The 12,060-nt window shown below is 65.4% G+C and carries 13 protein-coding genes; 9 read left to right on the forward strand and 4 right to left on the reverse strand.

The genetic code is table 11. From position 1 onward, the window contains the following. Positions 1–756 (forward strand): MetQ/NlpA family ABC transporter substrate-binding protein (locus tag ACESY8_RS18390; protein ID WP_498794920.1); only part of this gene is annotated, 756 nt, incomplete at its 5' end. Positions 757–879: 123 nt separating this feature from the next. Then, positions 880–1,794: a cysteine synthase A gene (gene cysK, locus ACESY8_RS18395; RefSeq protein ID WP_039996849.1), complete on the forward strand. Its 915-nt coding sequence runs from the start codon at positions 880–882 to the stop codon at positions 1,792–1,794. 70 nt (positions 1,795–1,864) lie between these two features. Here cysK and ACESY8_RS18400 read toward each other — a convergent pair whose 3' ends face one another. Then, positions 1,865–2,569 (reverse strand): Crp/Fnr family transcriptional regulator, encoded by a 705-nt coding sequence (locus ACESY8_RS18400; RefSeq protein ID WP_054339328.1) that lies wholly within the window; start codon positions 2,567–2,569, stop codon positions 1,865–1,867. Positions 2,570–2,765: 196 nt separating this feature from the next. On the opposite strand from ACESY8_RS18400, the gene ACESY8_RS18405 reads away from it, so the two are divergent. Next, positions 2,766–4,757: an amidohydrolase family protein gene (locus ACESY8_RS18405; protein WP_338154769.1), complete on the forward strand. Its 1,992-nt coding sequence runs from the start codon at positions 2,766–2,768 to the stop codon at positions 4,755–4,757. Between the two features lie 91 nt (positions 4,758–4,848). On the opposite strand, the gene ACESY8_RS18410 is transcribed toward ACESY8_RS18405, so the two are convergent. Further along, positions 4,849–5,283, reverse strand: coding sequence for an RrF2 family transcriptional regulator (locus ACESY8_RS18410; protein WP_054339329.1), 435 nt, complete (start codon positions 5,281–5,283; stop codon positions 4,849–4,851). A gap of 302 nt (positions 5,284–5,585) precedes the next feature. On the opposite strand from ACESY8_RS18410, the gene aroF reads away from it, so the two are divergent. Continuing rightward, positions 5,586–6,602 (forward strand): 3-deoxy-7-phosphoheptulonate synthase, encoded by a 1,017-nt coding sequence (gene aroF / locus ACESY8_RS18415; protein ID WP_007490073.1) that lies wholly within the window; start codon positions 5,586–5,588, stop codon positions 6,600–6,602. Positions 6,603–6,632: 30 nt separating this feature from the next. Then, positions 6,633–7,553: a prephenate dehydrogenase gene (locus ACESY8_RS18420; protein ID WP_498794921.1), complete on the forward strand. Its 921-nt coding sequence runs from the start codon at positions 6,633–6,635 to the stop codon at positions 7,551–7,553. Here ACESY8_RS18420 and ACESY8_RS18425 read toward each other — a convergent pair. Both ACESY8_RS18425 and ACESY8_RS18430 read right to left on the reverse strand, forming a co-directional pair. Continuing rightward, the gene (locus ACESY8_RS18425; RefSeq protein ID WP_007495109.1) at positions 7,531–8,577 is read right to left on the reverse strand and encodes an LCP family protein; all 1,047 of its coding nucleotides are present in this window, start codon (positions 8,575–8,577) and stop codon (positions 7,531–7,533) included. The two genes, ACESY8_RS18420 and ACESY8_RS18425, sit on opposite strands and share 23 nt — an antisense overlap. A 114-nt stretch (positions 8,578–8,691) precedes the next feature. Continuing rightward, a complete protein-coding gene (locus tag ACESY8_RS18430; RefSeq protein ID WP_007495108.1) occupies positions 8,692–8,997 on the reverse strand; it encodes a hypothetical protein in 306 nt (101 codons plus the stop codon). A 121-nt stretch (positions 8,998–9,118) separates the two neighbouring features. On the opposite strand from ACESY8_RS18430, the gene ACESY8_RS18435 reads away from it, so the two are divergent. From ACESY8_RS18435 to ACESY8_RS18450, 4 genes are all read left to right on the forward strand, one after another. Next, complete coding sequence (locus ACESY8_RS18435) at positions 9,119–9,778, forward strand: Crp/Fnr family transcriptional regulator (protein ID WP_131971496.1); 660 nt, start codon at positions 9,119–9,121, stop codon at positions 9,776–9,778. A gap of 17 nt (positions 9,779–9,795) precedes the next feature. After that, positions 9,796–10,836, forward strand: coding sequence for an ABC transporter substrate-binding protein (locus ACESY8_RS18440; RefSeq protein ID WP_054339332.1), 1,041 nt, complete (start codon positions 9,796–9,798; stop codon positions 10,834–10,836). A gap of 79 nt (positions 10,837–10,915) precedes the next feature. Continuing rightward, positions 10,916–11,608, forward strand: coding sequence for an ABC transporter permease (locus tag ACESY8_RS18445; protein WP_227111771.1), 693 nt, complete (start codon positions 10,916–10,918; stop codon positions 11,606–11,608). Beyond that, the coding region (locus ACESY8_RS18450) for an ATP-binding cassette domain-containing protein (protein ID WP_498794922.1) at positions 11,605–12,060 on the forward strand (456 nt) is incomplete at its 3' end. The genes ACESY8_RS18445 and ACESY8_RS18450, both read left to right, overlap by 4 nt.

Raw genomic sequence — 12,060 nt, forward strand, 5'->3', positions numbered from 1 at the left:
GCCCCCACCCAGACCGGCTCCCTGGAGGGCACCACCCTGAAGGTGGGCGCCTCTCCCGCTCCCCACGCCGAGATCCTGGCCGTGGTGAAGGAACTGCTGGCGGAGGAGGGAATCAACCTGGAGATCGTGGAGTTTACCGACTACATTCAGCCCAACACCGCGGTGGAGAACGGCAGCATTGACGCCAACTACTTCCAGCACATCACCTATCTGAACAACTTCAACACCGAGAACGGCACCCACCTGGTGAGCGTGGCAGACGTACACTACGAGCCCTTCGGCATCTACGCCGGCAAGACCGCCAGCCTGGAGGAGCTCCAGGACGGCGCGCAGATCGGCGTGCCCAACGACCCCACCAACGGCGGCCGCGCCCTGCTGCTCCTCCAGGAGCAGGGCCTCATCACGCTGAAGGAGGATGTGGGCCTGGAGCCCACCAAGCTGGACATCGCGGAGAACCCCCACAACTATGAGATCGTGGAGATGGAGGCCGCCCAGCTCCCCCGCTCCCTGGGCAGCCTGGACATTGCCGTCATCAACGGCAACTACGCCATCCAGGCCGATCTGAAGGTGGCCGACGCCCTGGCGATTGAGTCCGCCGAGGGCACCGCCGGCACCGCTTATGTCAATGTGCTGGCCGTCAAGGAGGGCCGGGAGAGCGACCCCGCCATCCAGGCTCTGGCAAAGGCCCTGTGCAGCGACGAGGTCAAGGCGTTCATTGACGAGACCTATGCCGGCGCCGTGCAGGCGGTGTTCTAAGGTCCTGTCCACACAGCCGCCCCGATTGGGGGCCCGTCTCATCCGACTAAAATCCTATTGATTTTGTAGGAATTTGGTGGTATACTGCTGAATAGAATCTAAATTATGAGGGAGGTATTACCTATGCAGATTGCAAATACACTGCCCGAGCTGATCGGGAACACCCCCCTGCTTCGGCTGGAGCGGTTTGCCCCCGGGGCAGGGGTGCTGGCCAAGCTGGAGAGCTTTAACCCCCTGTCCTCCGCCAAGGACCGGGCAGGCCTTTACATGATTTTGGACGCCGAGGAGAGGGGCCTGCTCCAGCCCGGCGCGGTGATTGTGGAGCCCACCAGCGGCAACACCGGCGTGGCCCTGGCCTACATCGGCCGCCAGCGGGGCTACCGGGTGGTGCTCACCATGCCGGAGACCATGAGTCAGGAGCGGCGCAGCCTGCTGGCCGCTCTGGGGGCGGAGCTGGTGCTCACCGAAGGAGCCCGGGGTATGGGCGGCGCCATTGAGCGGGCGAAGGAGCTGCTGGAGAGCACCCCAGGCGCGTGGATGCCCGACCAGTTCAACAACCCCGCCAACGCCCGCGCCCACTACGAGACCACCGGTCCCGAGCTGTGGCGGGACACCGACGGCGGCGTGGACGTGCTGGTGGCGGGAGTGGGTTCCGGCGGCACCATCACTGGCGCGGGCCGCTATCTGAAGGAGCAGAACCCCGCCATCCGCGTGGTGGCGGTGGAGCCGGCTGAGTCCCCCGTCCTCTCCGGCGGCCGGCCGGGGCCCCATAAGATCCAGGGCATCGGCGCGGGCTTCGTCCCCGGCACCCTGGACATGGGGGTGGTGGACGAGGTGGTGGCCGTCACCGGCGACGAGGCCTATGCCGCCGCCCGGGAGCTGGCCCGTACCGAGGGGGTGTTGGCCGGGGTGTCCTCCGGCGCGGCGGCCCACGCGGCCCGCATCCTGGCCCAGCGGCCGGACATGCGGGGCAAGACCATCGCGGTGGTGCTCCCCGATACTGGCGAGCGCTACCTCTCTACAGGGCTGTTTGCGTGAATAGAGCGCGGTGGACACAATCGGCAGCATGGCTCCGGCCGCAGGCGTTTTGCCTGTGGCCGGAGCCATATTATGTATGGAGCTGGGCCTCCAGGGCGGCACGGTCGGGGATCAGATAGTGCTGGCGCGTCTTTTTCAGCAGGCCCTCCCGGCTCAGGCTTTGAAAGCACTGGGACACCACCACCCGGGAGATGCCCAGAAAATCGGCCACCTCCTGGTGGGTCAGCCGGATAGTGAGGCGGACCCCCGCCCCCTCCTCTGTACCGTATGGCTCTGACACGGAGAGCAGGAACTGAATGACACGCCCCCGCACGCTTAGAAAGCTGTCGCGGATCAGCATGCGGCCAAGCACCTGGCTCTTCCGGGCGGAGATCTGGAACAGCTTCAGTGCCAGGGCGGGAGAGGCCTCGGCCCGCCGTTTGAACACCTCCGCCGGGATGCGGAAAATCTGACACGCAGTGACTGCGACGGCCCGGTATTCCCGCGGGCCGCCGAACAGGCACTCGTCCTCTCCCACGGGAATCCCCTCAAAGAGCAGGCAGAGCACCCGCTTTTTCCCGCTGCTGTGGATGCACTCCACCCGGATCTGCCCTGTTTGCAGAAAAATCACCTCGCGGGCCGGGTCGCCCTGCTGATAGAACACCGTGCCCGCCGGGACGGTTTCCCGGCGAAAGCCCTCCGTGAGCTCGTCCCACACCGTATCCCACCGCTCGCTCCCCAGCGAGGGAAGCTGCTGTGGAATCCACTGCTTTTGCCAGGGTGTTTCTGTTTCCAATGGAAGGTCTCTCCTCTCCCGCCGCACTTGAGCGGACCCCCAGGGGCCGCCGGCTCCTTTATTTTCTCAGAATTTCGGCAAAATGTAAAGCTGTTAACAGAAAAGAGGGGTAAATTATTGTAATATATGAACAGGTACATCTGCCTATGCAGCCTGCAAGCACTGTCTCAAACATCAAAAGGGAGGAATGTTACAAGTGAACGGAAAGAACCTGCGCAAGCTGTGCGCAGCGGGACTGAGCCTGTCCATGCTGGCGGGAATGGTGCCCGCGCTGGCGGCCGGACCGGCGGAGACGGCCGACAGCATCTACATCAACGGCAACATCTATACCGTGGATGAGAGCTTTTCCACCGCCACCGCCATGGCGGTGAAGGACGACCGCATCCTGTATGTGGGCGACCGGGCCGGCGCAGAGGCCTATATAGGCGCAGACACGCAGATCACGGATCTGGGCGGCAAGACCGTGTTGCCCGGTCTCATCGAGGGCCACATGCACATCAACAATCTGGGCGAGAACCAGTTGAAGATCGACGCCTACTGGAAGAGCAAGGAGGCCATTCTGGAGCTGGTGCGCCAGGAGGCGGAGAAGGCCGAGCCCGGCGCGTGGATTCAGGGCTCCGGCTGGCTGGACACCCTGTGGGAGACCCCGGGCTACCCCACCAAGGAGGAGCTGGACGCGGTGGCTCCTGACAACCCGGTGATCCTGATCCGCTCGGACAACCACATGTGCTGGGTCAACAGCAAGGCCCTGGAGCTGGCGGGCATCACCAAGGATACCCCCGATCCCCAGGGCGGTAAGATTTTCAAGACCGACGACGGTGAGGTTTGGGGCTGCCTGACCGACACCGCTATCAATTTGGTGCGCAACCTGGTGCCCGCCTACACTGTGGAGGAGCAGCAGCAGGCCCTCCTGCTGGCCCAGGAGGAGCTGTTCAGCTACGGCTTCACCAGCGCGGTCAACGCCGGCACCACGGTGCAGGGCCTGGAAAACTTCAAGGCCCTCTATGAGAGCGGCGAGCTGAAGCTGCGCACCTACCCCATGGTCATGCTCACCAACGATCTGACCAGTGCCGAGGCTGACTACCTTAGGGAGAACGCCCCCACCGGCGAGTTGTACGACAACCACATGCTGGTGCGCAGCGTGAAGATCATCGGTGATGGCTCCCTGGGCTCCCGCTCCTCCGCCATGCTGGAGGACTACAGCGACGCCCCCGGCACCAAGGGCGAGTACCGCTTCGCCGACGAGGAGATGTACGAGGCCATCAAGCTGGCTTATGACAACGGCTACCAGACCGGCGTCCACGCCATCGGCGACGGCACCAACCACCAGGTTCTGGACGCCTATGAGCGGGTGATCGCGGAGAACCCTCGCGAGGATGCCCGCCTGCGCATTGAGCACTTCCAGATCCTGACCCCCGACGATCTGGAGCGGGCCCTGGATATGGGCATTCTGCCCGCCATGCAGTTCACCCACGCCACCTCCGACTCTAACATGGCGGAGGACCGCATCGGCTCCGAGCGCATCAAGACCGCCTACGCCTGGCGCACTGTGCTGGATGCCGGCAGCATTATCATCGGCGGATCCGACGCCCCCGTGGAGAAGGTCAATCCCTTCCACGGCCTGTATGCCGGCGTCACCCGCATGACCCGCGCCGGCGAGCCGGAGGGCGGCTGGTATCCGGGGCAAAAGGTCACCCGCGAGGAGGCCCTGAAGGCCTTCACTATCTGGGCCGCCTACGGCCAGTTCGAGGAGGAACTCAAGGGCTCCCTGGAGCCGGGCAAGCTGGCCGACTTCATCGTCATCGACCGGGACTACATGACCTGCCCGGAGGCCGATATCAAGGACATCCAGGTGCTGGCCACCTATGTGGGCAATGAGCTGGTCTACTCCAAGGACACCTCCGTCCCCACCGTCGTGTGGCAGGGCGATCCTCTGACCTTTAACAGCGAACTGGTGGTGGAGCCCGGCACCATCTATGTGCCCCTCAACGACATGGTCAACGGCATTGGCGCCTCCGTCGGGGCGGCGGACGGCTCCGTCACTGTGACCCTGGACGGCAAGACCGCGTCCGTGCCCGTGAAGGACATGAACGGCACACAGTATGTGGGCGTCCGGGCGCTGATGGAGGATCTGGGCTATCACACCAACTGGTACCCGGACGGCGCCTGCGTCTCCATCGGGAAGTAGGGGCCCGCCGGACAGGCAAAACAACAAAACACGTCGCTCCCCAACCGGGGAGCGACGTGTTTTCTCTGCTGCAGCATTGCGGTCCGGCGGCTCACGCCCCGGCGGGGCACTTCTCATGATAGCGGCGCACGAGGTCGGCCAGGGTCAGGCGGTCCACCACGCTGGAGACGGCGGCCTGAATGTCCCGCCACACCTCTACGGTGACGCACCGGTCGGCCCGGTTGCAGCGGCAGGTATCGTCCTGATCCACACAGCTCACCGGCGCCAGATTGCCCTCCAGCACCCGCAGAATCTCCCCCACGGTGTACTCCTCTGGCTCACGGGTGAGGAGGTAGCCGCCCCCCGCGCCCCGGACCGAGCGAACCAGCCCGGCCCGGGAGAGCTGAGTTACAATCTGCTCCAGATATTTATCGGAAATCTCCTGCCGCTGGGCCACATCCCGCAGCGGAACTGCCGCGCCATGGCTGTGAAGGGCCACATCCAGCATGAGGCGGAGCGCATAACGGCCTTTCGTGGAAATTTTCATGCACATCCCTACCTTTTCTGACAAATATAATACCATGGAACAGGTAGGATTTCAAGTGAAATTTCCACTTGACTTTCGCGCCAAAAAGTGCTAAAGTGCTCTACAAGAGGAGCGTGAGAGGTTCATGCGCAGGTACGTCGGTTATGCATACGGCTATTACCGCTGCTATTTTGCCAGCGGTCTGTTTGCCTGCCCATAACCGGCCTGTCAGGAATCTTCCGGCGCTCCGCAGTTGGAGCCGATGGAACCCGCGGCCGCCTTTGGGCGGCTGCGGGTTCTTTGTTTGTGAAAGGAGTCAGAATATGGTTGTCATTATGAAGCGGGAGTTTACCCCGGAGCAGTTGGAGGCCGCCGTACACACCATGGAGGAGGGCGGCGTCAAAGTCATGGTGTCCAAGGGGGCGGAGACCACCATCCTGGGCGCAGAGGGCAACGCCGAGCACATCGACCAGGAGAAGCTGTCCCTGCTGCCCGGCGTGGAGCGGGTCATGCGGGTCACGGAGCCCTATAAGAAGGCCAACCGGAAGTACCACCCGGAGGACACGGTGATTGAGCTGTCCAATGGCCGCAGCGTGGGCGGGAACCGGCTGGCGGTGATCGCCGGGCCCTGCTCGGTGGAGAGCGAGGCGCAGATTGTGGGGGTGGCCCAGGCGGTAAAGGCCAGCGGCGCCGCCGCCCTGCGGGGCGGCGCCTTCAAGCCCCGCACCTCCCCCTATGCCTTCCAGGGCATGGGCAACGACGGCATCCGCCTGCTCCAGGAGGCAAAGGAGGCCACCGGCCTGCCTATCGTTACCGAGATCATGTCCACCGACAACGTGGAGATGTTCGAGATGTGCGTGGACGTGATTCAGGTGGGAGCCCGGAACATGCAGAACTTCGACCTGCTCAAGCAGTTGGGCAAGACCTCCAAGCCCATCCTGCTCAAGCGCGGCCTGTCCTCCACCATTGAGGAGTGGCTCATGAGCGCCGAGTACATCATGGCCGGGGGCAACCACCGGGTCATCCTCTGCGAGCGGGGTATCCGCACCTTTGAGACCTATACCCGCAACACCCTGGACCTCTCCGCCGTGCTGGCGGTGAAGCAGCTCTCCCACCTGCCGGTGGTGGTGGACCCCTCCCACGCCTGCGGCAAGGCGTGGATGGTGGAGCGCATGAGTCTGGCGGCGGTAGCCGCCGGGGCGGACGGCCTCATCATCGAGGTGCACAACGACCCGCCCCACGCCCTCTGTGACGGGGCCCAGTCCATCACCCCGGCCCAGTTTGACACCCTCATGGGCAGGCTGACCGCCCTGGCCCCCTGCGTGGGGCGGGAGCTGTGACCGGCCCTCAGTAAAGAAGAGGAGTGCGCGATGAAACAAACGATGCTGATTGTGGGCCTTGGTTTAATTGGCGGCTCACTGGCCCTGGCTTTAAAGGGCTTTGAGGATTTCGAGATTGTGGGCGTGGATGTGTCCCAGCCCACCCTGCGCTACGCCGCCGAGCACGGTGTGGGCGACCGTGTGACCGAGGACGCCGCCGCCGAGCTCCCCCAGGCCGACGTGGTGGCCCTGGCCCTCCACCCCCAGGGGATCGTGGATTTCTTGGCCCGGTATCGGGATGCGTTCAAGCCGGGGGCCCTGGTGTGGGACGTGTGCGGCGTCAAGACCGCCATTTTGGAGGCGGCCCAGGTGCTGCCCGGTACCGTGGATTTTATCGGCTGCCACCCCATGGCGGGCACCGAGTTCTCCGGCGTGGAGCACGCCTTTGCGGAGATGTTCCGGGACTCCCACTTCCTGCTGGTGCCCCGGGATGACAGCAGGCCGGAGCACATTGCCCTGCTGGAGCGGCTGGCGGCCTATATCGGCTGCAAGGACGTATACCGCACCACCGCCCAGGCCCACGACGCCCTGATCGCCTACACCAGCCAGATGATGCACCTTATCGCCGTGTCGGTGTGCGACGATCCGGAGCTCTTTCAGTGCAGGGGCTTCGAGGGCTCCTCCTTCCGGGGCTGTACCCGGGTGGCGGCCCTGGACGTGGGGCTGTGGACCCAGCTCTTCTCTCTCAACCAGCCCGCCCTGCTGGCGGCGGTGGACCGGCTGCTGGACAACCTCCAGTCCTACCGGGACGCGCTGGCCTCCGGAAACCGGGCGGCCCTGGCGGAGAAGCTGGCCCACTCCGCCGCCCGCAAGCGGGAGATGGATCTGCCCGGGCCCGATCTGCTGGCATGGCAAAAAGGCGCCGCTGCATTGCAGCGGCGCCTTTTTGTCACGGCTTCTGAAAAATGTTGAGATCCGCCGCGGTGAGCGGCGCGTTGTAGGGGTTGATGAGGGAGTTGACGGTCTCCAGGGCGGCCTCCGGGTCCAGCTCGTAGCAGGAGCCCCAGCGGTAGCCCCGGCTGTCCACATAGTAGACATTCTCACCCGCTAGGGTGGCGCTGGCAAAGCCCGTGGAGAAGTCCAGGCCCAGGGCGGGCTGGGCAAACCAGAGGGCCTCGCTGAACTCCAGATCAGTGTCCACATACTCCAGGAAGAGGTTCACGTAAGAGTTGATCTTCTGCGGATTGGACAGGGCTTTTTTCAGGATGGCGGCGATGAGCTGCTGCTGGGTGCGGGTGCGGCCGATGTCTCCGTCCGGATAGGCGCCGTACAGGTTGTCGGGGTAGGAGCCGGGGCCGTCGGAGTTGTTGCGGCAGCGGGCCACCTTGAGCACGTCCTCGCCGGTCAGGTGCTGGAGGCCGGGCTGGTAGTGGATGTGGAGGTCCTGGGTGGGATCGTCAAAGCTCATGCGCACCGGTACGTCGAACTCGATGCCGCCCAGCTCATCCACCAGGGCCACAAAGCCGTCCACGTCCACCGCCACATAGTAGTCGATGGGCACGCCCAGCAGGTCGGAGACGGTATCCCGAAGGTTCTCCGGCCCCTTGTGGTAGGCGGCGTTGATCTTCCCGCTCTCCAGCAGGGTGTCCCGGGGGACGGAGACCATACCCACCTTCTGAGCCTCAGTGTCGTAGGAGGCCACAATGATGGTGTCGGCGTTGCCGCTGGACTGGTCGCTGGCGGCCAGCAGAAAAGTGTATGTCCCTTCCCGCCTCTGGCGGCCGGGCGCTTCGGTCTGATCCGGGGAGAGGGAGCCGGCGGGGGCCTCCGGTGTGGGCTCCGGGGCCTGGGTGGGCTTTTTGGAGGCCAGGCGATAGGCGCAGTAGAGTACCACGATGATGGCGGACAGGACCACCAGGATGCGATATGCCAGCTTCCCCGCCCGGCGGAGGGGGGAGACACGCTTTTTTTTGCGGATGCGACGGCGTTGGGCCACAGAGAGGCGCCCCCTTTTCTCAGGTGTGATTATGTCAACAAGCAACCACTAGTATATAAAATGGGAAGCCGTCTGACAAGAGAAAGTTTGCAAACTTCACGAATCTGTAAGAACTCAGAGGCGGCTCTGGATACTCAGGGTTGCGGCGGTGAGCGCGTTGACGGCCCCCAGCAGCTCCACCAGAAGCTGATTTTGGCAGGCCAGGGCCTCCAGAATCCGGTCCAGCCCGTCGGCGGGCGGCGGGGTAGGACAGTCGATGCAGTAGGGGATGGGATGGGCGTAGCGCTTCATGGGCTCCTCCTCCAGAGGGGCGCCCTCCAGCCGCTGGCGGGCCATCCGGCGGCCCTGGGCGATGATGGCCTGGGCCTGGGACTCGGCCTGGGCCCGGGCATCCCGGCCGGGCTGACGGCAGTTTGACATGGCAGTTACCTCCTTTTTACCCCATTCTATGGAAAAGCAGCCCCATTTGCGCTTGACATTTGGAAAATACGTGCTACACTAAACTGTACCGTATGAGACAGATTTGGGGGAGGGAGAGCCAATGGACAGCCGGGAAGCGGCCGAGCGGGCCCGATTGGCGGAGACCTTTCTCTTCCGGGGTGCGCCGCCGGAGGCGGTGGAGCTCGCCCGGACCGACCCCCGCACACTCCGGCAGGAGAACGGTAAGGGCGGGGTGATTTACGCCCCTCACGCCTTCCGCCGCTGCCTGGGCGTGGTGCTGGAGGGCCGGGTGCAGGTGAACAAGGGCGCGCTCATCATGAGCGTGCTGGAACCGGGGGATCTCTTCGGCGCGGCGGCCCTGTTCAACGACCGGGCGGACTACGCCACCACCCTCACCGCCCGCGCGCCCTGCCGGGTGCTCCTTCTGCCCCAGGCGCTGGTGGAGGAGCTGATGGTCCGCTTTCCGGAGGTGGGGCGCAACTATGTGGCCTACCTGTCCGGCCGCATCTGCTTTCTCAGCGGCAAGATCGACGCCCTCACCGCCGGCAGCGCCGAGCGGAAGGTGGCCCAGTACCTGCTCTCCCGGCTGGAGGGGGGATGGGTGGAGCTGGACTGCTCTGCCGCCGGCCTGGCCCGGCGGCTGGGGGTGAGCCGCGCCTCCCTCTACCGCGCCCTGGACGCCCTGGCCGGGCGGGGGGTTCTCCGGCGGGAGGGCAGACGGGTGCAGGTGCTTCAGCCGGACGCGCTGGAACAGAATTAGGAAAGGAAGAGATTGACATGAAACAGAAGCTGCTGTCCCTGGGCCTGAGCCTGGCCCTGGTGCTGGGCCTGGCTGCGGGGTGCGCCCCCAAGGCCGGGCCGGAGGAGTCCCCCGCGCCGGAGACGTCCTCCCCCGTCGCGGAAACCCCGCCGGCCGAGACCGTTGCCCCTTACCAGACCATCCGGCTGGGCCTGCTCAACGGCCCCACCGGCATGGGAGCGGCCAAACTGCTCTCCGACAGCGACGCGGGGGAGACGGTCAACCACTATGAGTATGCCATCGGCTCCGACCCGTCCACCGATATTGTGCCCAAGCTGAACAACGGCGAGCTGGACATCGCCGCAGTCCCCACCAACCTGGCGGCCACCCTCTACAACAAGGCGGGCAGCATCAGGCTGCTGGCCCTCAACACCCTGGGCGTGCTCCACATCCTGGAGAACGGCGACACGGTCCACTCCATGGCCGATCTGGCGGGGAAGACCATCTACAGCATCAACCAGGGCACCAACACCGAGTACGTGCTCAACTACCTGCTGGAGGAGAGCGGCCTCACCCCCGGCGAGGACGTGACCATCGAGTGGAAGACCAGCGAGGAGGTCACGGCCCTCATGGCCTCCGGCGGGATCGATCTGTGCATGCTCCCTGTCCCCGCCGCCACCAGCGTCATGATGCAGAACGCCGATGTGCGGGACGCCATCGATCTCAACGACGTGTGGCAGGACGTGGGGGCCGCCGGTACCTTTACCATGGGCTGCGTGGTGGCCCGGAGCGACTTCGTGGAGGAGCACCCGGAGGCGGTGGACGCCTTCCTCACCGAGTACGCCGCCTCCATCACCTATGTGAATGAGCACCCGGAGGAGGCTGCCGCCCTGGTCGAGCAGTACGGCATCGTCCCCAAGGCCGCCGTCGCCAAGGCGGCCATCCCCCAGGCCAACATGGTCTGCCTGACCGGCGACGAGCTGAAGGGCATCTCCGACTACTATGAGGTGCTCTATGCCGCCGACCCCACCTCGATCGGAGGGGCCATCCCGGATGATAATTTCTACTATATTCCGTAATCGAACCACACAAAAAATACTGCGCGTTGTCGTGCCCCTGGCCTTCTGGCTGGGGGCTTGGCAGCTTGCGGCCATTTGGGTGGACACAGTATATACCCCCGGACATGGGGCCCTGCTCCTGCCCTCTCCCCTGCTGGTGTGGGAGCGGCTGGCCGCCCTGGCCGCCCGGCCCTCCTTCTGGCGGACAGCGGCGGTGAGCCTGGGCCGCATCTTCGGCGGCTTCGCCCTGGGGGCGGCGGCGGGCACCCTGTTGGCCGTCATTACCTCCGCCCTCTCCTGGGCGGACTGGCTGTTCCGGCCCATGGTGAAGGTGATCCGCGCCGTGCCGGTGGCCTCCTTCATCGTGCTGGTGCTCCTGTGGGCCTCCACGGGGCGGGTGCCCGCCATCGTCTCGGGGCTGATGGTGCTGCCGGTGCTGTGGGGCAATGTTTGTAAAGGTATCAGCCAGACTGACGGGCAGCTCCTGGAGGCGGCGCGGGCCTACCGCTTCGGCCGCTGGAAGACCCTCCGGCTGGTGTATGTCCCCTCGGTGCTGCCCTATTTCGCCAGCGGCTGCGCCACCGGCCTGGGCCTGGCCTGGAAGGCGGGGGTGGCTGCCGAGGTGCTCTGCCAGCCCAGGCTGGCCATCGGCACCCAGGTCTACCGGGCCAAGATCACCCTGGAGACCCCCGATCTCTTCGCCTGGACGGCGGTGGTGATCGCCCTCAGCTTTCTGCTGGAGTACGCCCTGGGCCTCCTGTTCCGGCGGCTGGGAAAGGGGGCGAAGCTGTGATATCAGCGGAACATATTACGGTCTGTTATGGGGAAAAGCGGGTGCTGGACGACTTCTCCCTGGTGCTGCCGGAGACGGGGATCACCGCCCTGTCCGGCCCCTCCGGCTGCGGCAAGACCACCCTGCTGCGGGTGCTGGCGGGCCTCCAGCGGCGGTCGGCCGGGGTGGTGACGGTTCCCCCCCGCCCCACCCTCCTGTTTCAGGAGAACCGCCTGCTGCCCTGGCGGACGGTGGAGCAGCACATCGCCGATGTGCTCCCCCGGGCGCGCCGGGGGGAGACGGGGCGCTGGCTGGCCCTGGTCGAGCTGGAGGGGGAGGAGCACGCCCGCCCCTCTGCCCTCTCCGGCGGCATGGGGCGGCGGCTGGCCCTGGCCCGCGCCCTGGCCTGCGGCGGCGGACTCTACCTGCTGGACGAGCCGTTTACCGGCGTGGGCGCCGCCCGGGCGGCCCCC

The sequence above is a fragment of the Clostridium sp. ATCC BAA-442 genome, from assembly GCF_964239415.1.
GTDB lineage: Bacteria > Bacillota > Clostridia > Oscillospirales > Oscillospiraceae > Flavonifractor > Flavonifractor plautii.